Here is a 25,913-nt window from a genome sequence, read left to right on the forward strand (position 1 = left end):
GAAGGGAGAAGGATTTGAGCAGGCACGACACCGAGGAGCTTCTGGAGACCTCGCCGTTCGACGACGACCTCCAGGAGGTGCTGGCGGCGCGTCCCGCCCGGACGGGCGGGTCGAGGCTGACGCTCGCCCTGGCCGGAGGCGTCCTGCTCGTGGCCGGGCTCCTCCTCGGCATCCAGGTGCAGAAGCTCCTGGGCGGCTCCGCACCCGGCCAGTCGTCCCGCGCCGCCGGTTTCGGGACGTACGCCGGTGGAGGGCAGGCCCCCGGGGGCGGCGGGCTCGGCGGCGGGTACGCCCGCGGCGCGGGCAGGGGCGGTGACGGCGCGGGCGGCGGCTTCGCCGGCGGTGGCGCGGGAAGAGGAGCGGGCGCGGGGACGGGAGCAGGGCCCGGCGGCATGACCTTCGGCACGGTCAAACTGGTCGACGGCGACAAGATCTACGTGCAGACCGCGAACGGCGGTGTGGTCACGGTGACCACGTCAGGTGACACCAAGGTCCAGGTCACCCGGGCGGGGAAGGTGTCCGACCTCAAGCCGGGCAGCTTCGTCACCGTCGCGGGGACCGCCGACGACCAGGGTCAGGTGGCGGCGACGTCCGTCACCCAGGGCTCGCCCATGGGCCGGAGGACGGGCTCGTGATCAGGGAGGGCCGTCTGCTGGTCGTCGACGACGAGCCCGACATCAGAGAGCTGCTGTCGGCCAGCCTGCGGTACGCCGGGTTCGAGGTGCTCACCGCGTCCACCGGCCGTGAGGCGGTCCAGCTGGCCGGCAAGGTGCGCCCCGATCTGATCGTGCTGGACGTCATGCTGCCCGATCTGGACGGCTTCGCCGTCTCCGACCGGCTGCACGCCTCCGGGCGGCGGGTCCCGGTGCTGTTCCTCACCGCGAGGGACGCGACCGAGGACAAGATCACCGGGCTCGGCTGCGGCGACGACTACGTCACCAAGCCGTTCAGCCTGGAGGAGGTGCTCGCGCGCATCCGGGCCGTGCTGCGCCGCACGCGCGGCGGCGACGCCGTCCCCGCCCGGCTGCGCGTCGCCGACCTCGAGCTCGACGAGGACTCCCACGAGGTCTGGCGCGGCGGAGCCGCCGTACGGCTCTCGCCCACGGAGTACAAGCTGCTGCACTACTTCATGGTCAACCAGGGCCGGGTGCTGTCGAAGGCGCAGATCCTCGACCACGTCTGGCACTACGACTTCGGCGGCGACCACAACGTGGTCGAGTCGTATGTCTCCTATCTCCGCCGCAAGATCGACACCACCGAGCCCAAGCTGATCCACACGCTCCGCGGCGTGGGCTATGTCCTCCGTGCGCCGCGTCACTGACCTGCTCCACGCCGGCAGGCCGGCCGGCGCCGCGGGTGCGAGGACCCGTGCGAGGGCCGGTGGGACGGCCGGGCCCGCGCGGGAGCCCGGTGGGGAAACGGCCCGTGCCCGCCGGTGGCCCCGGCTGCCGCGCGCCGATCGGCCGCTGTGCTCGCTGAGCGTTCGCGAGCTGCGGCGGCGGGCCGCGCGGACCCCTCTCTGGCTGCGGCTCGTCGCGGGCACGCTGCTGCTCGTCACCCTCGCGATCGCGCTGACCGGTGGCTTCGCCGTACAGCTCCTGCGCGGTTACCTGGTGGAGCGGGTCGAGACACAGCTCGCGGCCGTCGGCCGGCGCCCGGTCGAGCCGCCGCCTCCGCCCCAGGCCACGGCCACCGCGTCCCGGCCGCCGCGGCAGTTCGGCTCGTTCTACATCGTCGTGCTCGACCGGGACGGCGCCGTCGTGCGTACCGTCCAGGAGCCGCCGAACGCCGACCCGCTGCCCGCGCTGCCCAGGCCCCGGCAGGACCGCAGGCAGTGGCTGTTCACGATGGAGGCCCCCTCGGGGGTCGTGTGGCGGGCGATCGCCGTACGCGAGGAGGGCGGCACCCGCTTCCGCGTCGCGGCCGTCAGCCTGGCCGACATCGACAACACGGTCTCCCAGCTGGAGCTGATCGTCGTCGGGGTCGGCCTCGCCGTGCTCGTCGCGCTCGGGGTCGCCTGCTACTGGCTCGTACGGCGCAGCCTGCGCCCGCTGGGGGAGATCGAGCGTACGGCGGAGGCCATCGCGGCCGGCGATCTGTCGCGGCGGGTCCCGCTGCGGCACCGGCGCACCGAGATGGGCCGTCTCGGCCGGTCCATCAACGGCATGCTCACGCAGATCGAGACGGCGTTCCGGGAGCGGGAGGCGTCGCAGGAGCGGATGCGCCGGTTCATGGCCGACGCCTCCCATGAGCTGCGCACCCCGCTCACCTCGATCCGCGGCTTCGCCGAGCTGTACCGGCAGCAGAGTTCGCAGGATCCCGTCCTGCTGCTGCGCCGCATCGAGGACCAGGCCGTACGGATGGGCCTGCTCGTGGACGACCTGCTGCTGCTCGCCCGGCTCGACCAGCAGCGCCCCCTCGAACGCCGCCCGGTCGACGTGCTGAGTCTCGCGGCGGGGGCGGTGCTCGACGCGCAGACCCTCGCGCCGGACCGGGAGATCGACCTGCTGCGGCTGGACGACTCGGACGAGCCGGTGCGGGTGCTCGGCGACGAGGCGCGGCTGCGCCAGGTCGTCGGCAACCTCGTCGGCAACGCCCTGCGGCACACCCCGGCGGGCACCGCCTTGCGGGTCGGTGTGGGGACCGTGCCCGAATCGCAGGTGCTGATCGAGGTGGCCGACGACGGGCCCGGCCTGGGCCCCGGCGACGCCGAGCGCGTCTTCGAAAGGTTCTACCGCGCCGATCCCTCGCGCAGCCGGTCGGACTCCGGCGGCACGGGGCTCGGGCTGTCCATCGCCGCCGCTCTCGTCCAGGCCCACGGCGGCACCATCACGGCCGACAGCGAGCCCGGCCACGGCGCGGTGTTCCGCGTCCGCCTCCCCGAGTGCCCCCCTGACGAAAGGCTTGGGTGATCCTCTATGCGATACCTGTCCATCGCGGTCGCCGCGGCGGCCCTCGCGGTCACGCTGACCGGCTGCGGCGGCGGTGACGACACCGCCGCCACGACCACCACGCAGGCCGCGGGCGGCGGTTCGACCGCCGACCCCCGGGCCGCGTTCACCGCGTGCCTGCGCGAGAACGGCGTCACGCTGCCGACCGGGCGTCCTTCCGGGATGCCGAACGGGCGCCCCAGCGGCAGGCCCAGCGCGTGGCCGAGCGGCCGGCCAGATGGGGGCTTCGGCGGGTTCCGGTCGATGGACCCCGCCACGAGCAAGGCGTTCGAGGCGTGCCGCTCGCTCATGCCGCAAGGCGGCCGGGGCGGGTTCGGCGGCCGGCGCGGCGTCGATCCGCAGGCGATGCAGGCGTTCCGCACCTGCATGAAGGACAACGGCGCCGAACTGCCCGCCGGCGGGCGCCTGCGCGATCCGGCCACGGCGGACCCCAAGGTGGCCAAGGCGTACGACAAGTGCAAGGTCCTGCTGCCCGCCCCCACCCCCAGCGCCTGACCGGCTGATTCGAGGGCCTTCCACAGGGAAGGTCCGGAAGTATGGCGGGGAACGACAGATTGCGGGCCGCGCTCGAGAGCCTGCGGCGTCACCTCGATCAGGATCTGTTCCCCCTGGAGATCGGGGACGCCGCGGCCGACCGGCGCGTCCTGGGGGAGCTGCGCGGGCAGCTCGACGACTACCTGCTGCCCCGCCTCGCGGCCATCGACGCGCCGCTGCTCGCGGTGGTCGGCGGTTCCACCGGTGCGGGCAAGTCCACCCTGGTCAACTCGCTGGCCGGGACGACCGTGACCGAGCCCGGAGTGCTGCGGCCCACCACGCTCGCGCCGACGCTGGTGTGCAATCCGGCCGACGCCGCCTGGTTCACCTCCACCATGGTCCTGCCCGGGCTGGCCAGGGTGACGGGCGGGCCGTCCGGCGGGGGACGCGGTGAGCCCGGGACCCTGCGGATCGCCCCCGTGGAGGCCCTGCCCCCCGGGATGGCGCTGCTCGACGCCCCCGACATCGACTCGGTCGTCACGGCCAACCGCGAGCTGGCCGCGCAGCTGCTCGCCGCGGCCGACCTGTGGCTGTTCGTCACGACCGCCGCGCGGTACGCCGACGAGGTGCCGTGGAGCTTCCTGCGCCTGGCCAGGGAGCGGAGCACGGCGCTCGCGGTGATCCTCCAGCGGGTCCCGGCGGAGGCGTCCGCGCCCGTGACCGCCGATCTGACGCGGTTGCTGCGGGAGAACGGCCTGGGCGGCACACCGTTGTTCACCGTTCCCGAGCTGGCGCTGCCGTCGGAGCGCGCCCGGCTGCCCGCCGACGTCGTGCAGCCGATCGCGACCTGGCTCGCCGACCTGTCCGTGGACGCCAGGGCGCGGGCCGAGATCGTACGGCGGACCCTGACCGGGGCTCTGGACAGCCTGGGCACCCGGGTGCCCGATCTGGCCGACCGGGTGGAGCGCCAGCGGGCGGGCATCGCCGAGCTGCGCGACATCGCGGGCAGGGCGTACGACGTGGCGATGTCGGCGTTCGACGAGGGGATGCGCGACGGCAGGCTGCTGCGCGGGGAGGTGCTGGCCCGCTGGCAGGACTTCGTCGGCACCGGCGACCTCATGCGGGCCCTGGAGTCCCGCATCGGCTGGCTGCGCGACCGCCTCGCCGCCGCCTTCCGGGGCCGCCCGGCGCCCGACAGGGAGCTGCGAGTCGCACTGGAGAGCGGCGTGGAGTCGCTGATCCGCGCGACCGCCGACGCCGCCGCCGAGCGGGCCGTCGAGGCGTGGCTGGCCCTGCCGGCAGGGCGCGACCTGCTGGAGAAGTCCGGCGTCACCGTCTCCGGCCGGCTCGGCCGCGCGTCCGCCGATCTGCCCCGCAAGGCCGGCACGGCCGTACGCGACTGGCAGGGGCACGTGCTCGACCTCGTCCGCTCCGAGGGCGCCGACCGGCGCACGCTCGCCCGGGCGGCGTCGTTCGGCGTGAACAGCCTGGGCGTGCTGATCATGCTGGCGGTGTTCTCCACGACCGGGGGGATCACCGGCATCGAGCTGGGCATCGCGGGCGGCACCGGCGTGCTCAGCCAGAAACTGCTCGAAGCCGTCTTCGGAGACCAGGCCGTGCGCACGCTGACCCAGCAGGCCCGCGAGGACCTGCGGCGGCGCGTCCGCGCGCTGCTCGACGAGGAGCGCGACCGCTTCACCTCCCTCGTCGAGGGGCTGGGCCCGGCCGCCGACACGGCCCCCCGGCTGCGGGAGGCCGCCAAGGCCGTACAGGAGAGGGGCGTCCTGTGAAGCTCCTGGGCAGAAAGGCCGAGGTGTCGCTGGACGACCGGCTGGAGGCGCTCGCGGAGGCCGCCGACCTGGCGGAGGGCCGGCTCGGCCAGGAGGCCGTGGACCACGCCCGCGCCGTCGTCGCCCGGGCCGGCGTACGGCGGGGCCTGTCGGTGGACCACACCGCGGTCGCCCTGGCCGGAGCGACGGGGAGCGGCAAGTCGTCGCTGTTCAACGCCCTGTCCGGCACCGATCTGGCGACGGTGGGAGTGACCAGGCCGACCACCGCCAAGGCGCAGGCGGCCCTGTGGGGCGCGGGCGGCTCGGGACCGCTGCTCGACTGGCTCGACGTCCCGTTGCGCCACACGGTGGAGGGCGACGCGTCGGGACTGATCCTGCTGGACCTGCCCGACCACGACTCCATCGAGCTGTCCCACCGCGGGGAGGTCGACCGCCTGGTCGCCGTGGTGGATCTGCTGATCTGGGTGCTCGACCCGCAGAAGTACGCCGACGCGGCCGTGCACGAGCGGTATCTGCGCCCGCTCGCCCGGCACCGGGACGTCATGGTCGTCGTGCTCAACCAGGTGGACCGGCTGCCCGAGCGGTCCGTCAAGCGCTGCCTCGACGACCTGCGCGGCCTGCTGGCGGCCGACGGGCTGGAAGGTGTGCCGATCCTCGCCGTGTCGGCGCGTACGGGGCAGGGCGTGTCCGAGCTCAGGGAGCTGCTCGGCCGGGAGGTCTCCCGCCGCCGCGCCTGGTCGTCCCGTCTCGCCGCCGACGTGGCCTCGGCCGCCGCCCGGCTCTCGGCGGACCCGCGGCCCCCGGTCACGGGGGAGGTGCCGCAGGAGGCCGCCGTGAGCAGGACCCTGACGCGGGCGCTGGCACAGGCGGCCGGGGTGCCCGTCGTGGTCGAGGCCGTGGCGAAATCGCACCGGCACCGCTCGGTCGCCGCGACGGGCTGGCCGGTGACGCGCTGGGTGCGCAGGCTGCGGCCCGATCCGCTGCGCCGCCTCCATCTGGTCAAGGGCGCCCGTTCCTCGCTGCCCGCGGCCACCGCCGTGGAGGTCTCGGCCGTGGACACCGCCCTGCGCGATGTCGGAGCCGCCACCTCGGCGGCGGTGCCTGAGCCGTGGGCGACAGCCGTACGGCACGCGGCGCGGTCGCGGTCGGGCGAGTTGACCGACGCCCTGGACCGCACGGTGGCCGCGGCCACCTCGGGCGGGGTCTCCGGGTCCCCCCGGTGGTGGCGTCTGGCGGGGACGGCGCAGTGGCTGACCGTCGCCGTGATGGCCGTGGGCGCGATCTGGCTGCTCGTGCGCTTCGCGATGAACTACCTCATGCTGCCCGAGCTTCCGACCCCGACGGTCGGCCGGGCGCCGTGGCCGACCGTGCTCCTGCTGGGCGGCGCGCTGGCGGGTGTGCTGATCGCGCTGCTGTGCCGGGTGTTCGCCTGGGTCGGCGGGAGGCGCAGGGCCCGCAGAGCCGCCCGGATCCTGCGCACCGGCATCGAACGGGTCGCCGGGGAACTGGTCGTTACGCCGGCGAGGGAGGAACTCGCCCGCTACGCCAGGTTCGCCGACCGCATCACCCGCGCCACCTCCTGACCCCCGGATCGGGAGTACAAAGGGGTGGAGATCATGGTGGACTATGCCGAATGAGGCTGTACAGGACGCTCACGACCGCCGCGCTCGTCGCCTGCTTCGCGGCCGTCGTGCTCAGCGGCGCCTACCTCGCGTACTTCTACGACCCGTTCAACACGTCCACCACGTACCACGGCTCGTACACCCCGTTGGGCGAGGTCGCGATGAGCGAGGCGTACGCCTCGGAGTTGCGGATCACCTTCGACGAGCCTCACGGGCTGTACGCGCGGCAGCTGCACCACTCGTCGTCGTGGCTCTTCCTGCTGGTGCTCGTCCTGCGCCTGGTGGCCGGGAAGGTGTTCCGCCGGATGGCGGCCGTGGCGGCGCTGCCGGCGGCGGGCGCGCTGGCCGTGGTCACCGGGTACGCGCTGCCCGACGACCTGTTCTCCGGCACGATCCTGGCGAAGGTGCCGCTCCCGCTCTGGTACGCCGCCCACCTGGCGCTGGCGCTCGGCCTGGCGGCCGGTCTGGTGGCGGTGTGGCGGCGGACGAGCGCCGAGCAGCCCAAACTGCGCTATTTCGCGCTGGCCGGCCTGGTGCTCGTCCTGCTGGACGTCGCCCAGCCCTTCGTGCCGCACTGAGCTGATCCGGACTTGAGCTGATCCGGACCTGAGTCGATCCGGACCTGAGTCGATCCGGACCTGAGTCGATCCGGACCTGAGCTGATCCGGATCGGTGGTGACAGGGCGCGGCAGACGGCTGACAGGGATCCGGCAGAGCGGCCGGGCACCGTCGGGGGCATGCACGCGAACACGGCCGTACTGATCGTCGGAGCCGGCCCGACCGGCCTCACCCTCGCCGTGGACCTGGCCCGCCGCGGCGTCGCCTTCCGCATCGTCGAGCGGGCGCCCGAGCCCGCGGCCGGCTCCACTGCGGTCGGCTCCAAGGGCAAGGGCCTGCAACCGCGTACGCAGGAGGTCTTCGACGACCTCGGAGTGATCGGCCCGATCCTGGCGGCGGCGACGCCCTACCCGCCGCTGCGGGTCAGGATCGGCCGGGTGCCGATCTGGCAGGCCCGCATGCATAGGCCCGCCGCGGCCACGGACGCGGTGCCGTTCCCGGCGGTGCTGATGCACCCGCAGTGGCGCACCGAGGCGGTGCTACGCGAACGCCTGGCCGAGCTGGGCGGGAGGGTGGAGCAGGGCACCGCGCTGACCGGATTCGAGCAGGACGCGGACGGGGTGACCGCCGTGCTCGGCACGGGGGAGACCCTGCGGGCGCGCTACCTGGTCGCGGCGGACGGCGGCAGAAGCACGGTGCGCAAGGCGCTCGGGATCGGCTTCACCGGCGAGACCCGCGAGGAGCAGCGGATGACCCTGGGCGACGTGCGGGCCGAGGGGCTCGACCGGGACCACATCCACGTGTGGGTGCGGCCGGGAAAGGGGATGGTGGCGCTCTACCCCATGGCCGGCACCGACACCTTCCAGATGCTCGCCTCGCTGAAGCCGGGAGCCACGCCGGAGCAGACGTTGTCCGAATATCAGCGGATTCTCGCGGAGCGGTCGATGGTGCGCGGAGTGCGCCTGACCGAGCTGCTGTGGTCCTCCCTCTACCGGGTGAACGTCCGCCTCGCCGACCGCTACCGCTCCGGCCGGGTCTTCCTGGCCGGGGACGCCGTTCACGTGCACCCGCCGACGGGCGGGCAGGGGCTCAACACCGGCGTCCAGGACGCCTACAACCTGGGCTGGAAGCTCGCCCGGGTGCTCGCCGGGGCGCCGGAGATGCTGCTGGACATCTACGAGGAGGAGCGCAGGCCCGTCGCCGCCCGGGTGCTCGGCCTCAGCGTGGATCTGCTGGACAAGAAGTCGTACAAGCGGGACGAGGACACCTACCAGCTCTCGCTGAGCTACCGGGGCGGCTCACTCGCCCGGCGCGGCGGTGACCGGGTGCCGGACGGCCCGCTCCCGCTGGCGGACGGGACGCGGGCCCGCGTGTTCGACCTGCTGCGGGGCCCGCACTTCACCCTCCTGTCGCCCGACCCCGCTCCGCGCGTCGTCGGCGGTCCCCGGATACGGCAGATGCGGCACGTGCGCGCGTACGCTCCGGCCGAGCCGTACGGCGGCGAGCGGTACACCCTCGTCCGGCCGGACGGCTATGTGGGAATCTCCACCTCCTCGGCGGACGAGCTCGCCGCCTATCTGGACATGGTCTGAACCGTGGACTACGGACGCTCGTCCGGGCGTACGGCGTGGGCCGGGTCGGGGTTCGGGACGTCGTCCGCGCCGAGAGGGACGCCGCCCGCACCGAGAGGCACGTCGTCCGCGCCGCGGGGGATACCGCCGGCACCGACGTCGGCGCGGCGGGCCTCGATCTGGCGCGGCCCCAGCTCGCTGTCCTCGGCCGCCGCCTTGGCCTCGGCGGCGGCGCGTTCGGCCTCCGCGACCGCCTCGCTGCCCGCCGTGCTCAGCCCGGGTCCCCTGCCGTCCGCGCCGGTGGCCCGGCTGGCGGGCAGCGACTCGGTGAACGCCTTCGACAGCGTCTGCATCGCCGAGGTGACCTCACTCGGGATCACCCAGAACGTGTTGCCCTGCCCCTGGGCCAGCTGAGGCAGCACCTGGAGGTACTGGTAGGCGAGCAGCTTGGGGTCGGGGTCGTTGCGGTGCACGGCCTGGAAGACCTCGTCGATCGCCTGCGACTGACCCTGGGCCTTGAGGATCTGGGAGGTGCGCTCACCCTCGGCGCGCAGGATCGAGCTCTGCTTCTCACCCTCGGCCGTGAGGATCTGCGACTGCCGCTGGCCCTCGGCCGTGAGGATCGCCGCGCGCTTGTCCCGCTCGGCGCGCATCTGCTTCTCCATGGCGTCCTTGATGGTCTTCGGCGGGTCGATCGCCTTGATCTCGACCCGGTTGACCCGGATGCCCCACTTGCCGGTGGCCTCGTCGAGCACGCCGCGCAGCTGGCTGTTGATCATGTCGCGGGAGGTGAGCGTCTTCTCCAGATCCATGCCGCCGACGACGTTGCGCAGCGTGGTCACGGTGAGCTGCTCGACGCCCTGGATGAAGTTGGCGATCTCGTACTCCGCCGCCCGGGGATCGGTGACCTGGAAGTACAGCACCGTGTCGATGTCCACCACCAGGTTGTCCTCGGTGATGACCGGCTGCGGCTGGAACGACACCACCTGTTCACGCAGGTCCAGCAGCGGGCGGACCCTGTCGATGTACGGGATGACGAAGTTCAGACCGGGGCCCAGCGTGCGGTAGTACCTGCCCAGGCGCTCGACGTTGGCGGCTCTGGCCTGCGGCACGATGCGGACCGCCCGCAGCACCGTCAGGATCGCGACGAACGCGATGACGATTCCGGCGATCACTGCTGCGTCCATACCTACTCCCGGGGATACACGAGGGCGGTGGCGCCCTCGATCTCTATGACGTCGACCGTGGCACCCGGCGGGATCACGAGCGTCTCGTCGTACGCGCGGGCCGACCACTCCTCGCCGCCGATCCGCACCCGGCCGTCCCTGCCGGTGACCTCCCTGGTCACGTAGGCGGACTTGCCGACCAGCGCGGACACCCCGAAGCGTCGGGGCGGCGGCTGCTTGATGTGCCGGAGCGCGATCGGGCGCACCCCGGCGAGGCCGGCGGCGGAGGCGATGACGAACACGGCGAGCTGAATCGCGGGCGGCAGCCCGACGACCGCGACCACTGTCGTGAGCAGGGCCGCGACGGACAGCAGCCCCAATGACGCGGTCAGCGTGAAGATCTCCGCTATACCCAGCACCGCCGCCAGGATGAGCCACACGATCCAGGGGTCCATTGCCGCCTCCAAAGCAATGAACGAACACCGCTCGGGTCCGGTTCCTCCTCCAACCTAACGCGTACGGCCGCGCTGTCCCAGGGACTCGGGCGTCATACGGGAGCCACGGTGACGCGAAATTCGTTGCCCTCCGGGTCGGCCATCAGCACGTGGTCGTCGAAGGTCGCGAGGATCGTGCCGCCGGCACGCACCAGCCGGGCGGCTTCCGCCCTGATCCGCTCCCACTGGTCGGCGGCCGTGCCGTCCGCCGGCACCCGGACGTCGATGTGGAGCCGGGTGTCCGCCGCCGTCCCCCGGTCGGCGACCGGGAGGATGGAGAGCCGGGGGCCGTTTCCCTCGGGGTCGCAGAGCAGGGCCCCGTCGTCGCCGGCGGGCACGTCGAACCGCGCGAACGACTCGTCACCGGTCCCGTACCGGGCGGCCGGGATCTCCTCGACGTAGCCGAGCGCCGACTTCCAGAACTCGGCGAGCAGTCGCGCATTGGCGCAATAAAGGGCTAGATCGATCGTCACTGCCATGACTCGACCGTAATACAGGCCGCTGACCCGGGTGCGGTCACGTCTGTCAGGAAGAGGTGGCAGGGGTTTCGTGGCGGAGGGCGCTGCCGGCCAGCCACCGGGGCCAGGACAGCTGCCAGTAGCCCCAGCCGTTGTCCCACTCCAGCGCGCGGGTGGTGCCGGTGACGATGACGGGGTCGCCGCGCAGCGCGTGCTCGTAGAACCACCGCGCCTGGTCGGGGCGGACGTTCACGCAGCCGTGGCTGACGTTCACGCGGCCCTGTGCCCACACGTTGTCCAGCGCGTGGACGTACTCGCCGCTGTTGGAGATCCGTACGGCGTGGTCGATGAGCTTGTCGTAGTAGCCGGGGTCGCCCTTGCGGCGGCCCGGGGACACCATGCGGACCGGATTGCCCTTGTCCATCGTCAGGTGGGTCCCGCTCGTGGTCGTGTACTCCCTGGTGGTGGCCATTCCGGCGCTGATCGGCATGCGCTGGGCCACCCTGCCGTCCTGTCGCACCACCATCTGGTGGGCGCGGGTGTCGACCGTGCTGACCAGTGCACGTCCCACGGTGAAGGCGACGCTCCGGTCCGCGGCGCCGTACGTGCCGGGGGCGGCGCGGACGCCGGCGAGGTGGGCGGTGACGCGCACGTCACTGTTCGCCGGCCACATCGTCCGCGGCCGGTAGACGACCCGGGTGGGGCTCGTCCAGCGCCAGGCGCCCTCGGCCGGGCCCCGGACCTCCAGCGCCCGCTCGACCGCCGCGCGGTCCTCGACCGGCCCGGTGAACGTCACGATGATCGGCATCCCGATGCCCACGGTCTCCCCGTCGTACGGGACGATCGAGGCGACGGCGACCTCATGCCGCGGGGGGAGGGTGCGGAACCGGCCCGCGACCCGGGCGGTGACGCCCTGGGCGCCCGTCGCGACGGCGTTGACGACGTACTGCTCGCCGGGGCGCAGCGTCCACGACGACCGCCACACCGTGCGGGTCTCGTCGAACGCGCCGGGCACCGCCTCGCGCCCCGCGAACGCCAGCACGCTGGTCAGCGTGCCGCCCTGCGCCCTGACGACCAGGCCACCCTCCGGAGGCACCGCCGCCGCGCCGGAGGCCGGGGTGATCACGATGCGCGGCGCGGGCGGCACCCGCACGGCGCAGCCCGCGACGAGCGCGGGAAAGGCCGCGAGCAGCACCGCGAGCAGCGGCACCGTGAGCAGGGCGCGGGCGGCGGGAGGCAGGGCACGCGGCCTCACAGGCACCCAAGATGGCTTCACGGGCACCCAAGATAGCGAGAGGTGACGACACAATTACGCTAAGTGGCGGGAAGGATGGTGCCGGAGACCTCGCCGAGGCTGATCCCGTGCGAGGTCCACGCGGTGATGGTGACGGTGTCGCCGTCCTCCAGGAAGGTCCGGGTCTCGTTGGGTAGTTTGACCGGCTCCGCGCCGTTCCAGGTCAGCTCGATGAGCGAGCCCGGCTGCCCGATCGACGAGACCGTCCCGCTCGCGAACAGGTCGCCGGTGCGGAGGCGGGCGCCGTTCACGGTCATGTGGGCGAGCATCTGGTCGGGCGTCCAGTACATGTCGCGGAACGACGGCGTCGAGACCGTCTCGCCGTTGAGCCCGACGCGCAGTGTGAGGTCGAGCCCCCAGGGCGCCTGCCTGGCGAGGTACGGCAGGGGCTCGGGGTCCTGCGACCGGCCCTCGACCCTGGCCTCCTCCAGGGCGTCGAGCGGCGTGATCCACGCGGACATCGAGGTGGCGAACGACTTGCCCAGGAACGGCCCGAGCGGGACGTACTCCCACGCCTGGATGTCGCGGGCGCTCCAGTCGTTGACGAGCGCGACCCCGAAGACGTGGTCCTCGAACGCGCCGGCGCGCTCGCCGAGCCCCGTCGGCACCCCGACGACGAAGCCGACCTCCGCCTCGATGTCGAGCTTCTGCGAGGGGCCGAACGACGGCCGCTGCCCGCGCGGCCGCCTGATCGGCGTTCCCGAGACGACGACGGTGCCCGCCCGCCCGTGGTAGCCGACGGGCAGGTGCCGCCAGTTCTGCTTCAGCGGCTCGTCGTCCGGCCGGAACATCCGCCCGAGGTTCGACGCGTGCTCCAGCGAGGCGTAGAAGTCCACGTAGTCGGCCACCTCGACGGGCAGGTGCAGGGTCACCTCCGCCAGCGGGATCAGGTGGTCGCCCGTGGCCGCCGCCTCGCGTGCCCGTGCCCGCGTCGCCTGCCAGGCCGTACGGCCCAGGGCGAGCAGCGGGTTGAGGCTGGGCGCCGCGTAGACGTCCCCGCCGAGGGCGGCCGCCAGGTCGAGGACGTGGTCCCCGACGCGGACGCCGACCCTGCGGGGCTCCCCGGGCCGGGAGAACACCCCGTACGGCAGGTTGCCGAGCCCGAAGCTCATCTCGCCCACGTCCACGCGTAGTCGGTGTCCTCGCACGCGAGGGCGGCCGGGCCGAGGTCGAGCGGGCGGAACGTGTCGATCATGACGGCCATCTCGGTCGTCTCGGTGTGGCCCTTCCGTACGGCCTCGACGGCGGCCTCCACCGCGCCCGGCTGCGGGCCGTGCGTGAAGCCAGCCGGGTGCAGCGAGATCGAGCCGACGTCGATCCCCGATCCCTTCCTGGCGGTGTAGTCGCCGCCCACGTAGAACATGAACTCGTCGGAGTCCACGTTGTGGTGGTTGTACGGGATCGGCACGGCCTCCGGGTGGAAGTCCAGCGGCCGGGGACAGAACGAGCAGACGACGAAGCCCGGGCCCTCGAAGGTCTGGTGGACCGGCGGCGGCGCGTGGGTGCGCTTCACGATCGGCTCGAAGTCCCGGATGTTGAACGCGTAGGGATAGAGGCAGCCGTCCCAGCCGACCACGTCGAACGGGTGGTGGGCGTAGATCAGCCTGGTCAGCCCGCCCCGCGTCCTGACCAGGACCGGGACCTCCTCGCCGTCCACGAGCAGCGGCTCGGCCGGTGCGCGCAGGTCACGCTCACAGTACGGCGCGTGTTCGAGGAACTGGCCGAACTGGGACAGGTAGCGCTTCGGCGGCCTGATGTGCCCGGCCGCCTCGATCACCAGCGCGGTCACCGGGCCCTCGGGCACCCATCGGTGGATCGTCCCGGTGGGAATCACGACGTAGTCGCCCTCGGCCACGTCCAGCGCGCCGTACGCCGACTCGAAGCGGGCCCGGCCGCTCGCGATGTAGACGCACTCGTCGCCCATCGAGTCGCGGTACAGCTCGCTGGGGGCCTCGGTCGCGGCGTACGAGATGCGGACGTCGGAGTTGCCCGCGAGCAGCATCCGCCCGGAGACCAGGTCGCCGTCGGGCGTCAGATCGCGGGTGCGGAAATGACGCGGCGACAGCGGCAGGTTGGGCGTGAGGCCGGGCGCTCCCGCGTCCACGGCCTCGGCCTTCACGATGGCGGTCGGCGCGTGGCGGTGGTAGAGCAGCGAGGAGTCGGAGGAGAAGCCCTCCTCTCCCATGAGCTCCTCCTTGTACAGCCCGCCGTCGGGTGTGCGGAACTGCACGTGGCGCTTGCGCGGCACCTCGCCGACCACGCGGTAGTACGGCATCGGGCCTCCCGTGCTGGTCCGTGGGATCGTACGTCCGCTAATCGGACGCCAGTGTCCTATATATGTACGACGATTCGCCATGCCGCCGGGAATGTCAAGCTGTCGGCCATGAGCACAGCGGAGATCCACCTGTCCGTCTCGACCTGGCGGCAGCCGTCGCCCCCGCCCGCCTCCCCGGCGCGTACGGCGCTGGCCGGGCGGATCGCCGAGCGCGTGCTGGCCCTCGGGCCGGGCCGCCTGCGCGTCGGCGTCGACGGGCTCACGGCGGCGGGGAAGACGAGCTTCGGCCACGAGCTCGCCGAGCACCTCGCCCGGGCCGGGCGTCCGGTGCTGCGGGCGAGCCTCGACGACTTCAAGCGGCCGTGGCGCGACCGGCACCTGTACGACCGGGAGTCGGGCGAGGGGTACTACCGGAACGCCTACGACTACGACGCGGCGATCGCCCTGCTGCTCGAACCGGCGGGGCCGGACGGCTCGGGGGACGTGGCGCTGTGCTCGATCGACCCGCTGACCCAGGTGGACCACTCGTCGGTGCGGACGACCGCAGCGCCCGGCTCGGTGACGATCGTCGACGGGGTCTTCGCGTTCCGCCCCGAGATCGACGCGTACTGGGACCTGCGCGTCTGGATGGAGGTGTCGCCGGAGACCTCGGTGCGCCGCGGGGCGGAACGCGACCAGGACTGGGCCGGGTCCGAGGCCGAGGCGCTGCACCTGCACCGCTATCTGCCCGCCGAGCGCATCTACATCGCGGAGGCCGATCCGCTGGGGCGGGCCGACGTGGTCGTCGACAACACGAACTTCGCCGATCCGCGACTGCTGAAGTGGTGACCGTCAGCGCGGGGGCTCGGACAGGGCGGTCGCGAGCCGGTCGGCGGCCTCCAGGACCAGCGGGCCGACCTTGTCCGCGTCGAGGTCGGAGAAGCTGACCACGCCGACGGACGCGTCCAGCCACGGCAGGTTCCTGACCGGGGTGGCGATGCCCTGCGCACCCTCCTGGAGTTGCCCGCTGCTCGTGTGCACCGGCGGTTCCGTACGGCCCTCGCGCAGCGCGAGCAGCGCCAGCCCGGCCGCGCCACGCGTCAGGGGGTGGCGCGAGCCCTCGCGGTAGGCGACGTGGAAGTCGGTCCACGACGGCTCGACCACCGCGACCGCCAGGCCCTCATCGCCCTCGGCCACGGTCAGGTGCGCGGTCGCCCCCGCCTGCTCCGCGAGCGCACGCAAAGCCGGCAGCGCCGCCGCCCGCAGGAGAGGATGCACGGCCTGCGCCAACGCGAGCACGGCGAAGCCCAGGTGCACGCGGCCGTGCGCGTCCCGCCGGGCGAAGCCCTCGGCCTGCAGCGTCGTCAGGAGCCGGTAGACGATCGGCCGGCTCAGGCCCAGCTCCTGGGCGAGCTCGGTCGGCGTACGGCCCCGGTTCGCGTCGGCCAGCAGCCGCAACAGCCGTAAGCCCCGTTCGAGCGTCTGCGCCGACTCGGCCGCCATCATGTCTCCGATTATCGCCACACCGGCGCGCCGATGCGGGTACTCACGTGCGACCCGGCGCCGTCTCCGGAAGACCTTGTCGGACCCCGGCTGGTCGAGCGCTTGATTCCGGTCACGAAGGATGAGAGAGGATCCAAACGTAAGATCTACCGCATCAGCGACATCCTTCTCAGCTTCCATCTCGGGCCGCTGATGCGTGACAGATCGGGGACCGGGATGGGGCTGGGAGGGACCATCCTGCCGGTCATTCTGGAAGGACTGGATGATCACATGGGGGACCGTGGCTCAGGCTCGATGAAGTCGGCGATCGTGGTGGGGGCGGGGATCTGGGGGGCGTCGCTGGCGCTGCGACTGGCCGACGAGGGCTGGCGGGTCACGCTCGTCGAGCAGTACGCGCCGGGGCACGTGCGCCAGGCCAGCGCCGGGGAGACCCGCCTGCTGCGCTGCGCCCACGGCTCGGACGACTGGTATCCGCGCCTGGCCTGGCGGGCCCGCGACGCCTGGCGGCGGCTGGAGGAGAGGACCGGCGAGGACCTGTACGTCGAGTCGGGCCTGATGTGGTTCGCCCGTGACCCGGACGGATGGGAGACGCGCAGCGCCCGGGTGCTGGAGCGGCTGGACATCCCCTGCGAGCTGCTCGACCCGGCCGAGGCGGCGCGGCGCTTCCCCGGTCTGCGCGGCGACGACCTCGCCTTCGTGCTGTGGGAGCCGAACGCCGGGGTGCTGCGGGCCCGGCGGGCGACGCAGGCGACCGCGCACCTGGCCGGCGTCGCCGGCGTCCGGCAGGTCCGCGCCCGGGCCGTGCCGTACGCGCGAGGGGTGGGGGTCGTGGCGGACGGCGAGGTGCTGACGGCGGACCGCGTGGTGTGGGCGTGCGGGGCGTGGCTGCCGTGGCTGTTCCCGCACGAGGCGGGGCACGTGCGGGTGACGCGCCAGGACACCTTCCACTTCGGCGTGCCGAGAGACTGGACCACGCCGCCGCTGCCCGCGTTCTGCGACTACGACCTGGCGGCGTACGGGCACGGCGACCTGGACGGCATGGGCATGAAGGTCACCGGCGACGCCGAGGGCGAGCCGTACGACCCGGAGACCGGCGGCAGGCGGGTGCTCCGGCACACCGAGGAGCAGGCGCGCGCCTACCTGGCCAGGCGGTTCCCGTCGCTGGCGGGCGCGCCGGTGGTGTTCAGCCAGGTCTGCCAGTACGCGCTGACCAGGGACGCCGAATGGATCATCGCGGAGATCGAGGACGGCGTCTGGCTGCTCGGCGGCGAGTCGGGGCACGGCTTCAAGCACGCCCCGGTCCTGGCCGGATACGTGGCGGAGATCCTCGACGGCGCACGGGAGCCGGAGGCGCGGTTCGGCCTGCACGAGCGGCCGGCGGCCCGGGGACTGCGGACCAGCGGCGGGCCGACCGCCTAGCGACCCCGTGCTGTCAGGCGTGGCCGGGCGGGCCCACGCGGGCCTGCCGGGCGCGCAGCGCGATCTCCAGCTCGAACCGGACGTCGGGGTCGGCGAGCGCGTCGCCGTACAGCTGCTCGATCTGACGCAGCCGATACCGCACGGTCTGCGGGTGGACATGGAGCGCCGCGGCGACCTCGGCGACGCCCCGGCCGTGGCGCAGCCAGGCGAGCAGGGTCTCGGCCAGGCGGTCCTGCTGGGTCCGGCGCAGGTGGGCGAGGGGCGCGAGGCGCACCTCGGCCAGCGCGGCCACCAGCTCCTCGTCCTTGAAGACGACCAGCGTCGCCATGTGGTCGGTGCAGCGCAGCAGCCCGGGCCTCGGGAGGACGCCGCGGGTGCCGAGATCGAGGGCCTCCCGCGCCCAGCCGAGTGAGTTCGCGGCGGCGGCGAGCGGCACGGCGGGGCCGATCGCGGCCCGCCAGCCGCGCAGCGCGCTCTCCAGCGCCTGCACGCGCCCCGCGCCGCCGGGGTCCGGCACCACGAGACACGGGAGGTTCCGGTCGAGCCCGGCGAGCACGTCCGGCGGCAGCACCGGCAGAGGGGAGCCGCCGTCGTGCTCCTCGAGGGCCACGCCCGCGACCGTACGGGGGAGCCGCCAGCCGGCCGTCCTGGCGAGGCCGGCGACGGCCTCCGGCGAGGCCGGGGGCCGGGTCAGCAGCAGGTCGAGCAGCCGGCGGCGGCGGCGCTCCACCTCGCCGGCCGCGTGCGCCCGCGCCTCGGCGAAACCCCGGGCCGCCGCGTCGGCGAGCTGGTCGAGGTAGACGAAGATGGCCTCGCCCAGGTCGTACAGCGTCTTCGGATCGAGGCCCAGCTGCTCGGACTGCTCGGTGAGCCTCCGCCAGGCCACCCGTGCGCCCAGCCGCATCGCGGTCTGCAGGGGCTCGAGGTCACGCCCCTCGGCCGCCTCGCCCCTGCCGATCGTACGGAAGACCTCGGGATCCCACGGAGCCCGCGGGTTCTCGATGCGTTCCAGGAACCCCCGCAGCGCCTGGTTGACCGACAGTCGCAGGACCTTGATGTAGACCTCGTCCTCAGGGCGGGCGTATTCGGGCACCCGCTGCCGGATCTCCGCGATCATCCGCTCCGCGACGTCGGCCACATGAGGACGCAGCAGCCTCGCGACGCCCGGGGACACCGTGCCCCAGAACTCGTCGTCGCCTTTCAGCGCCCGCTCAGCCCGCACTCAGCCAGGCGCCGAACTCCTCCAGGTCGATCAGGCCGTCGCGGTCGGCGTCGACCCTGTTGATCGCGCCCTGCGCTCCCTCGAGCGTGAGCGGCCGGCCGAGCACCTCCATCAGGCGGACGAGCTCCTCTGCGGAGATACGCCCGTCCCCATCGGTGTCGATAAGTTGAAAAGTCGCTGCATATTCGCTCATGCCGTCCTCCTCCGGGATCGCGATCAGCACCCTAGCTGAAAGCACGCGCTGCCCCCAGAGATCGCGGCCAAGCCGCGGGCCCCGTTTTTGTCGGTGGCGTGTGCCAGCATGGCGTCTCATGACGGACAGCCTGGAGGGGAAGGTCGCACTGGTCGCCGGGGCGACCCGGGGAGCGGGCCGTGGCATCGCGGTCGAGCTGGGCGCGGCGGGGGCTACGGTCTACGTGACCGGCCGCAGCACCCGCGAGCGGCGCTCGGAGATGAACCGGCCGGAGACGATCGAGGAGACGGCCGAGCTGGTCACCGCCGCCGGCGGGCGGGGCATCGCGGTGCCGGTGGACCACCTCGACCGCGAGCAGGTGCGGGCCCTCGTCGAGCGGATCGACGCCGAGCAGGGCGCGCTCGACGTGCTGGTCAACGACATCTGGGGCGGAGAGCTGCTGTTCAGCTGGAAGGACCGGCTCTGGGAGCACTCGCTCGACGACGGCCTGCGCATCCTGCGGCTGGCCATCGACACCCACATCATCACCAGCCACTACGCGCTGCCGCTGCTGATCCGCAAGCCGGGCGGCCTGGTGGTCGAGGTCACCGACGGCACGGCGGAGTACAACGCGGCCAACTACCGCGTCTCGTTCTTCTACGACCTCGCGAAGACGTCCGTGAACCGCATGGCGTTCGCCCAGGCGAAGGAGTTGGCGCCGCACGGCGCGACCGCGGTGTCGCTCACGCCGGGCTGGCTCCGTTCGGAGATCATGCTGGGGCACTACGGGGTGACGGAGGCCAACTGGCGTGACGCGCTGGACCGGCAGCCGCACTTCGCCATCTCCGAGAGCCCGGCCTTCGTGGGCCGCGCGGTGGCGGCCCTGGCCGCCGACCCGGAGGCGAGCCGCTGGAACGGGCAGTCGTTGTCCAGCGGCCAACTGGCTCAGGTGTACGGCTTCACCGATGTGGACGGCAGCCGGCCGGACTGCTGGCGATACATGGTGGAGGTCCAGGACCGCGGCCTCCCGGCCGACGTCACCGGTTACCGGTGAGGCCGGCCCGGAGGCCGAGTGATCCGATGAACCCGACCGGGTCAGGCGGCCGCGCAGACGGGTACGGGGGCGGGGTTGGAGCCGTTCCAGGAGGCGATGAAACCGAAGGTGACGCTCGCGCCGGCGCCGAGGGAGCCGTTCCAGCTTTCGTTCTTCACGGTCACCTTCGCCCCGCTCTGTGTGGCCGTGCCGCCCCACGCCTGGGTCACCTGCTGCCCGCCGGCGAAGGTCCAGGTCACGGTCCAGCCGCGGGTGGGAGCGGCACCGGTGTTCTTGACCGTGACCTCACCCTGGAAGCCGCCGCCCCACTGATTGGTGATCGTGTAGGTCGCGGTGCAGCCCGCGGAACCCGGCGAGGGTGACGGGGACGGCGTGGGCGACGGGCTCGGGCTGGTGTTCGGGCTGGGGGACGGCTGGGCACCGCCGAGCAGCGCCGACAGAGCGGGATACCACTTGTCCGCCATCTTCTGGTTGCCGCTGTCGTTGGGGTGCACCCCGTCGTAGGTGTCCGTGCTCGTGCTGAAGCCGGTCCACTGGTCGACGACCACGATCGGGGAGGCCGCCGTGGTCTTCGAGGCGGCCCAGCCCGGGATCGCGTTGTTCAGGGCGACGGCCCGCTGGGCGCACTCGGGGCAGGTGCCCGGGTTCATCGGGATGATCTGGGCGACCAGGATCTTCATGTTCGCGTTGCTCGCCCGCATCTGGTCCACGAGTTTGCCGTAGGCCGCGAGGATCGTCGCGGTGGGTTTGTTGCTCCACACGTCGTTGGTGCCGAAGTGCATCATCACGATGTCGGGACGGGTCGCCGAGAGCCAGGCCGGTAGCTGGTTCTGGTCGGCGACGTTGGTGACGAGGTAGCCGCCGTGGCCCTCGTTGTCGCCGTCGTACGGCACTCCGCACCCCTGCGCGGGCAGCGTGCCCACCATGTCGATGCCGGTGAAGCCGCCGTTCTGCAGCTTGTTCCACAGCAGGGCCCGCCAGCAGCCGGGTGAACCGGTGATCGAGTCGCCCAGGGGCATGATCCGCACGGCGGCCGCTTCGGCGGGCCGGGCGACGAGCAGCCCGAGCACCAGGAGCAGGGCCGCCACCAAGGCACTTCTCTTCGACATCGCACTCTCCCTCGTCCTGTCCGGCGCGATGGTAGGCAGCGCGTGTCGCCCGGCCCAGGGACGAGGCGGGGGAGAAGTCCTGACCAGCGGGGATGCATGTACGGTTCATCCGATGACCCACGGCGCGGGCGGGCATCGCTTCCGGCCCGTGGGCCTCCGCCGACAGACCGGCCGCTGCCGTGCCCGGCGAGGGGGACGGTGCCGTGTTCCCCCGCCCGGCAGGAGCGAATATGCTGCTCGGGGTTAACTTTCCGCACGTCACCGAGAGGATTCGGTCCCCATGTACAAGGAGTTCCTCGGCGAGGTCGTGGTGTGGCTGATCCCCATCGTCATCCTCGTGGGCATCGCGCTGCTGGTGACCAGCCACTCCTGACGACGCGTCGTGAAGGGCCGGGCCGCGAGGCCCGGCCCTTCTGTTACCCCACGTCACGCCATCCTTGCTCGTTAGGCAATGCTCCCCATGGCAGAGTCTGCCTAAAGCGGCACAGAAGTGTCACTTGCCTGCGTTGTTGATCAATCAGCGTGCACTATGTGATACTTCGCGAGTGACGTCACCGGGGCCGATATAGCTCGTCGCCGCGAGAGATGAGGTGTGAGGGAACGGGCGCAGTTCTTCGCAGGCGCTTGCCGACTGTCTGAGCAGAGCCGAGAAAGTAATCCACGTCCGCGCAGTTGACGGGCACGGCGAGCAGTCCTGGAATGTGCTGACGGACGCCTGCGCCTGGAATTTTCCCTGCTGCGTGGACACGCGTTAGCAGGTGGGGGCACCCGTAATGCCGACCGAAACCGCCTCCGAGCCAGCTCGGAGTGCCAGAACCATTCCTCTCCGTCACGTTCTCCCTTCCCTCCTCCGCGATCCCGTCAACGCTCTCGTCGAGATAGGGGCGACCTCCGGAGGCGAGATCGTCCGGCTCAATCTGGGTCCCTTCCGTCCGTACCTGGTCACCCATCCGGACCACATTCAGCAGATTCTGCGCAGCAATTCCGCCAGCTATGCCCGCGACGGCGTCTTCTGGCGGCCTTTACGGCGCTTCTTCGGCGACAGCATCGTGTCGGACGGTCAGGAATGGAAGCGGAGTCGAAAAGTGCTCCAGCCGATTTTCACGGCTCGGCACGTAGACTCGCTGACTGAGCGAATGGCGGGGATGATCGCCGATGAAGTCGAGGCATGGAGTGGGAAACTCGACATCGGGCAGCCGATTGACATGGCAGGTCCCATCAACCGCACGGTGACCAGGACGATCGTCCAAACGTTCTTCGGCGACAAGGTGACCATGGCGGAGGCCGAGCGACTGGTCACCGCCCTTGACTCGATCGGCACCTCCGTAGTCTTCCGGTTTCTTCTGCCGTTCGTGCCCGAGTGGGTGCCGATGCCGGGGGATGCAGCCTTCCGGGACGCCGTACGGAAATTCGACGAGGTGTTCTTCCCGCTCGCACAGAAGTACCGGGGAAACGACGGCGGTGAGGACATTGTCTCGGTCCTTTGCCGTGCGCAGGAATTGGACGGCCGCAAACCCAGCCATCAGTGGATTCGTGACAATCTCGTCTCGATGTTCGCCAGCGGGATAGAGACCACGGCCTCCGCCCTCACGTGGGTGTGGCCCATCCTCTCCGCCAACCCGGACGTCGCGGCCCGACTGTACGCGGAGATCGACGAGGTCGTGGGCGGCGGGCGCGTGACTGGCGCCCACCTCGCCGAGCTCCCCTACATGAAGCGCGTCATCCAGGAGATGCTGCGCCTGCACCCGGTGGCCTGGGTCTTCAACCGACTGGTCATGACCCCGCAGACCGTGGGCGGGGTGGCGCTGCGGCGCGGTGACACGGTGCTCCTCAGTCCGTACGCCACTCACCGCCTGGAGACGTTCTGGGACCGCCCGTACGAGTTCGACCCTGACCGCTTCACAGCGGACCGAGTCCGGGGCCGGCACCGATACGCCTACTTCCCCTTCGGCGGCGGCCCGCACATGTGTATCGGCATGCACCTGTTCGAAATCGAGGCGCAGCTCATCATCGGTAACATCCTCAGCCGGTTCCGTCCGGTTTCGTGCGATCCGCAGATCGTCACTCCTCGGATCGGGGCCTCGCTACGTCCCCGCGAGCAGGTCCAGGTCATGCTGCGTCCCGCCGCCGAGTGTGAGAAAGATGGATATGAACCAGTACCCCGGTGAGGTCGACGAGCTCCGGGCGGCCGAGCTGTTGGGCACGACTGTCGCCGTGGCGGCGTTGTCCCAGCGCGACCTGCAGGAGTGCGGCACAACCTATTCGAGCCTGTTCCCGGACGATCCCTTCGATGTCACGCTCTTCAACGCCGTCGCGCTTGCCAACGCATTCGGCGCGCCGTGGCTGAGCTTCAAGCAGCTCAGGATCGCCAACCGCACCTCACTGTGGATCTTCGCGGTGGACTGGCTGATTGACTACAAGGCGGACTCGCGCGCCCAAGTGGACGACGTGGCGCGCCGGATCCTCGCGGTCGCCGACGGTGCGTCTCCCGACGACCCACTGACACGGTTCCTCGCGGACATACGGGACGAACTGGCCACCGCCCCCGGGTACGCGCAGTGGGGCTCGGCGTGGCGCGACCAAGTGGAACGGCTGCTTGTCGCCAGCGCGCGGGAGTGGGACTGGAAGGCGGCACGGGCCGCCGGCGACAACTCGGCGCTCCCTTCGTTTGAGGAGTACCTCGACAACGCCGACAACTACGGCTCCAGTCTGGTCAACATCGGCCACTGGATCTACAACGGGGACCTTGCCGCGCTGGCCCACTTCGACGAGTTGCGCGCCGCCGGTGACGAGGTGCAGCGGATACTCCGCCTGCTCAACGACCTCGCGACGTACGAGCGCGACCTGACCTGGGGCGATCTCAACTCCCAGATGCTGGGCGTCGGCCGGGAGCAGGTGTTGGCCCGCGTTGCCGAACTCATCGACAACTGCCGCAAGCTCCTGGAGCCGCTGCGCGACGCCTGTCCGCGCGAGGTCACCTACCTGGAGCGGCAGATCGGCTACAGCTTGGGTTTCTACGGCATCACCGACTACTGGGGACGGCTGTGAGTAATGACGAGCCGACCCACGTGGTGACACGAGAGCGCGATGAGGTGGCGATCGCGGCTGGCGAGCTGATATCCGGGCTTATATTCCGGCCCTGGGGCACAGTCTCCCCGTCCTTGTACGAGACGGGACGGATGGTCACCCTGGCTCCCTGGCTCACCGGTCACACCGCGCGCGTGCGGTATCTTCTGGACGCCCAGCAACTTGACGGTGGCTGGGGCCAGGTCGAGGGCTATCGGCTGGTGCCCACGCTGAGCGCGACCGAGGCGATCCTGTCCGCGCTCACGGGCGGCGAGCCGGGCGTCGATGGGGAGGCCCTCTCGACGGCTGCGGTCCGAGGGCTGCGCCTCCTGTTCGCTTGGTTGAACGAGGATCCCGCGCCGGCCCTGCCCGACATGCCGGCGATCGAGCTCATCGTGCCCTCGCTGGTTGATCTCATTAACGTCCGTCTTGACAGCCTGGGCGAGGCCACTGGTGCTCTTCCGGGCATGCCCCGTGGGCGGCTGCGGATTCCGTCAGGCTGCGACGACCGGCAGCTTGAAATGATCAGGTCCCGAATCAGGTCGGGCTCGGACGTGCCGGAGAAGTTGCTCCACGCCCTGGAGGTGGCCGGGGACGCGGCCGCCGGAGCTCCCGCCGTGCGTCCCACCTCCATCGGGACGGTCGGCGGGTCGCCCGCCGCCGCGGCGGCCTGGCTCGGGGAACGTGGCAGGCTCGATCCCGCTGATCCCGTCCGCCGGCATCTGGAGGCGGTTGTCATGCGGCATGGCGGCCCGGTGCCCGTCGGCTTCCCCATCACCGCCTTCGAGCGGAGCTGGGTGCTGAGCGCGCTTGCCCGCGCCCGGGTGCCCTTCGAGGTGCCGCCCGAGATGCTGGCGGATCTCAGGGCGATGATCGGCCCGACCGGCGCTCCCGCCGGGCCAGGGCTGCCGTCGGACGCCGATACGACGTCCGTGGCCCTGTACGCGTTAGCGCTGCTGGGCTCGCCGTGCGATCCAGGTGTCCTTACGGCGTTCGAGACGGGCACACACTATTGCACCTGGCCCGGGGAGCAAGGCTTCTCGGTCAGCGTCAACGCCCACGTGCTGGACGCCTTCGGGCAGTACGTCGCCTGCCGTCCCCGCGAGATGGCGCGGTATCGTCCCGCGATACGCAAGCTGTCCGCGCTGCTGCGCGACCACCAGGCGGCGGACGGCAGCTGGACCGACCGATGGCACGCCTCGCCGTTCTACGCCACCCTGTGCTGTGCACTCGCCTTGAACGAGTTCGGCGGAGAGCAGTCGGCCGATGCCGTGCGCGCGGCCGTCCGATGGGTGCTGGACGGTCAGCGAGAGGACGGCTCCTGGGGCTGGTGGGAGGGCACCGCCGAGGAGACGGCTTACGCGCTGCATATCCTGCTCATGACGGAGGCGCGGGCGGACGCCCGGAGCCGGGATGCGGCCGCCCGGGGCTATCGATACCTTCTTGAAGCCGATCTGGCGGACGCCCTGCCGCTCTGGCACGACAAGGACCTCTACCTTCCCGTCGCAATTGTGCGCGCCGCCGTCTTGGCCGCGTTTCAGCTCGTTCGCCGGCAGTTGGTTGTCTCGGACCCCTACGCTCACCTATGATCTTGGTACCCCGTGACATGTGTCGAATTTTTATGACCTTTTGGGGGCTTATCGGAATGTGTTGAGATCGCTTGACAGTGTTTGCTAGGGTATCGGAGCCTGACGCAGCGATTTGTGCTCGGCTATCAGCACACATAACAGCCGACG

Annotated in this window: 24 protein-coding genes; 14 read left to right on the forward strand and 10 right to left on the reverse strand. The window is 71.8% G+C overall.

Going from position 1 to position 25,913, the window contains the following annotated elements; translation table 11 throughout:
• Nucleotides 1-14 precede the first annotated feature (14 nt).
• From AB0O28_RS23605 to AB0O28_RS23640, 8 genes are all read left to right on the forward strand, one after another.
• The gene (locus AB0O28_RS23605; RefSeq protein ID WP_363643527.1) at nt 15-635 is read left to right on the forward strand and encodes a hypothetical protein; all 621 of its coding nucleotides are present in this window, start codon (nt 15-17) and stop codon (nt 633-635) included.
• Nucleotides 635-1,321 (forward strand): response regulator transcription factor, encoded by a 687-nt coding sequence (locus AB0O28_RS23610; RefSeq protein ID WP_363643784.1) that lies wholly within the window; start codon nt 635-637, stop codon nt 1,319-1,321. Before AB0O28_RS23605 ends, AB0O28_RS23610 begins: the two co-directional genes overlap by 1 nt.
• On the forward strand, nt 1,305-2,912 hold the full coding sequence (locus tag AB0O28_RS23615) for a HAMP domain-containing sensor histidine kinase (RefSeq protein WP_363643529.1): 1,608 nt from the start codon (nt 1,305-1,307) through the stop codon (nt 2,910-2,912). The genes AB0O28_RS23610 and AB0O28_RS23615 overlap by 17 nt, the downstream gene beginning before the upstream one ends.
• A 6-nt stretch (nt 2,913-2,918) precedes the next feature.
• Nucleotides 2,919-3,446: a hypothetical protein gene (locus tag AB0O28_RS23620; RefSeq protein ID WP_363643531.1), complete on the forward strand. Its 528-nt coding sequence runs from the start codon at nt 2,919-2,921 to the stop codon at nt 3,444-3,446.
• Between the two features lie 41 nt (nt 3,447-3,487).
• Nucleotides 3,488-5,215, forward strand: coding sequence for an ABC transporter (locus AB0O28_RS23625; RefSeq protein ID WP_363643533.1), 1,728 nt, complete (start codon nt 3,488-3,490; stop codon nt 5,213-5,215).
• Nucleotides 5,212-6,798, forward strand: a complete 1,587-nt coding sequence (locus tag AB0O28_RS23630; RefSeq protein ID WP_363643535.1) for a YfjP family GTPase — start codon at nt 5,212-5,214, stop codon at nt 6,796-6,798. Before AB0O28_RS23625 ends, AB0O28_RS23630 begins: the two co-directional genes overlap by 4 nt.
• Before the next feature lie 50 nt (nt 6,799-6,848).
• On the forward strand, nt 6,849-7,415 hold the full coding sequence (locus AB0O28_RS23635) for a hypothetical protein (RefSeq protein WP_363643537.1): 567 nt from the start codon (nt 6,849-6,851) through the stop codon (nt 7,413-7,415).
• Between the two features lie 159 nt (nt 7,416-7,574).
• Nucleotides 7,575-8,987 (forward strand): FAD-dependent monooxygenase, encoded by a 1,413-nt coding sequence (locus tag AB0O28_RS23640; RefSeq protein WP_363643539.1) that lies wholly within the window; start codon nt 7,575-7,577, stop codon nt 8,985-8,987.
• Nucleotides 8,988-8,995: 8 nt separating this feature from the next.
• Here the strand turns inward: AB0O28_RS23640 and AB0O28_RS23645 are convergent, their stop codons facing one another.
• The 6 genes from AB0O28_RS23645 to AB0O28_RS23670 form a co-directional block, all read right to left on the reverse strand.
• Complete coding sequence (locus AB0O28_RS23645) at nt 8,996-10,153, reverse strand: SPFH domain-containing protein (RefSeq protein WP_363643541.1); 1,158 nt, start codon at nt 10,151-10,153, stop codon at nt 8,996-8,998.
• A 2-nt stretch (nt 10,154-10,155) separates the two neighbouring features.
• A complete protein-coding gene (locus AB0O28_RS23650) occupies nt 10,156-10,587 on the reverse strand; it encodes an NfeD family protein (protein WP_363643543.1) in 432 nt (143 codons plus the stop codon).
• Between the two features lie 92 nt (nt 10,588-10,679).
• A complete protein-coding gene (locus AB0O28_RS23655; protein WP_363643545.1) occupies nt 10,680-11,105 on the reverse strand; it encodes a VOC family protein in 426 nt (141 codons plus the stop codon).
• 46 nt (nt 11,106-11,151) lie between these two features.
• Nucleotides 11,152-12,339 carry an Ig-like domain-containing protein gene (locus AB0O28_RS23660; protein WP_363643547.1) on the reverse strand — a complete coding sequence of 396 codons (1,188 nt, stop codon included), beginning with the start codon at nt 12,337-12,339 and terminating at the stop codon, nt 11,152-11,154.
• 59 nt (nt 12,340-12,398) lie between these two features.
• Entirely contained in the window at nt 12,399-13,490 is a 1,092-nt protein-coding gene (fahA, locus tag AB0O28_RS23665; protein ID WP_363643786.1) for a fumarylacetoacetase, read from the reverse strand.
• A complete protein-coding gene (locus tag AB0O28_RS23670; protein WP_363643549.1) occupies nt 13,487-14,653 on the reverse strand; it encodes a homogentisate 1,2-dioxygenase domain-containing protein in 1,167 nt (388 codons plus the stop codon). The genes fahA and AB0O28_RS23670 overlap by 4 nt, the downstream gene beginning before the upstream one ends.
• A gap of 108 nt (nt 14,654-14,761) precedes the next feature.
• Between AB0O28_RS23670 and AB0O28_RS23675 the strand changes: the two genes are divergently transcribed.
• Nucleotides 14,762-15,481 (forward strand): uridine kinase, encoded by a 720-nt coding sequence (locus AB0O28_RS23675; protein ID WP_363643551.1) that lies wholly within the window; start codon nt 14,762-14,764, stop codon nt 15,479-15,481.
• Nucleotides 15,482-15,484: 3 nt separating this feature from the next.
• Here the strand turns inward: AB0O28_RS23675 and AB0O28_RS23680 are convergent, their stop codons facing one another.
• A complete protein-coding gene (locus tag AB0O28_RS23680) occupies nt 15,485-16,138 on the reverse strand; it encodes a helix-turn-helix domain-containing protein (RefSeq protein WP_363643553.1) in 654 nt (217 codons plus the stop codon).
• A 267-nt stretch (nt 16,139-16,405) separates the two neighbouring features.
• On the opposite strand from AB0O28_RS23680, the gene AB0O28_RS23685 reads away from it, so the two are divergent.
• Entirely contained in the window at nt 16,406-17,554 is a 1,149-nt protein-coding gene (locus tag AB0O28_RS23685) for an FAD-dependent oxidoreductase (RefSeq protein ID WP_363643555.1), read from the forward strand.
• A 13-nt stretch (nt 17,555-17,567) separates the two neighbouring features.
• Here AB0O28_RS23685 and AB0O28_RS23690 read toward each other — a convergent pair whose 3' ends face one another.
• Together AB0O28_RS23690 and AB0O28_RS23695 are read right to left on the reverse strand one after the other, a co-directional pair.
• Entirely contained in the window at nt 17,568-18,776 is a 1,209-nt protein-coding gene (locus tag AB0O28_RS23690; RefSeq protein WP_363643557.1) for a helix-turn-helix domain-containing protein, read from the reverse strand.
• Nucleotides 18,766-18,999, reverse strand: a complete 234-nt coding sequence (locus AB0O28_RS23695) for an EF-hand domain-containing protein (RefSeq protein ID WP_363643559.1) — start codon at nt 18,997-18,999, stop codon at nt 18,766-18,768. Before AB0O28_RS23695 ends, AB0O28_RS23690 begins: the two co-directional genes overlap by 11 nt.
• 88 nt (nt 19,000-19,087) lie before the next feature.
• Here AB0O28_RS23695 and AB0O28_RS23700 point away from each other — a divergent pair, with 88 nt between their 5' ends.
• Nucleotides 19,088-20,002 (forward strand): SDR family oxidoreductase, encoded by a 915-nt coding sequence (locus AB0O28_RS23700; RefSeq protein ID WP_363643561.1) that lies wholly within the window; start codon nt 19,088-19,090, stop codon nt 20,000-20,002.
• A 41-nt stretch (nt 20,003-20,043) separates the two neighbouring features.
• On the opposite strand, the gene AB0O28_RS23705 is transcribed toward AB0O28_RS23700, so the two are convergent.
• On the reverse strand, nt 20,044-21,111 hold the full coding sequence (locus tag AB0O28_RS23705; RefSeq protein WP_363643563.1) for a cellulose binding domain-containing protein: 1,068 nt from the start codon (nt 21,109-21,111) through the stop codon (nt 20,044-20,046).
• Between the two features lie 773 nt (nt 21,112-21,884).
• On the opposite strand from AB0O28_RS23705, the gene AB0O28_RS23710 reads away from it, so the two are divergent.
• Genes AB0O28_RS23710 through AB0O28_RS23720 form a run of 3 tightly spaced genes read left to right on the forward strand, consistent with a single transcriptional unit; the run spans nt 21,885 to nt 25,766 of the window.
• Entirely contained in the window at nt 21,885-23,279 is a 1,395-nt protein-coding gene (locus AB0O28_RS23710; RefSeq protein WP_363643565.1) for a cytochrome P450, read from the forward strand.
• Entirely contained in the window at nt 23,254-24,159 is a 906-nt protein-coding gene (locus AB0O28_RS23715; RefSeq protein WP_363643567.1) for a terpene synthase family protein, read from the forward strand. Before AB0O28_RS23710 ends, AB0O28_RS23715 begins: the two co-directional genes overlap by 26 nt.
• Nucleotides 24,156-25,766 carry a prenyltransferase/squalene oxidase repeat-containing protein gene (locus AB0O28_RS23720; RefSeq protein WP_363643569.1) on the forward strand — a complete coding sequence of 537 codons (1,611 nt, stop codon included), beginning with the start codon at nt 24,156-24,158 and terminating at the stop codon, nt 25,764-25,766. The genes AB0O28_RS23715 and AB0O28_RS23720 overlap by 4 nt, the downstream gene beginning before the upstream one ends.
• The last annotated feature ends 147 nt before the right edge of the window (nt 25,767-25,913 follow it).

Origin of the sequence: Microbispora sp. NPDC088329 (assembly GCF_040685655.1) — a bacterium.
Lineage (GTDB): Bacteria > Actinomycetota > Actinomycetes > Streptosporangiales > Streptosporangiaceae > Microbispora.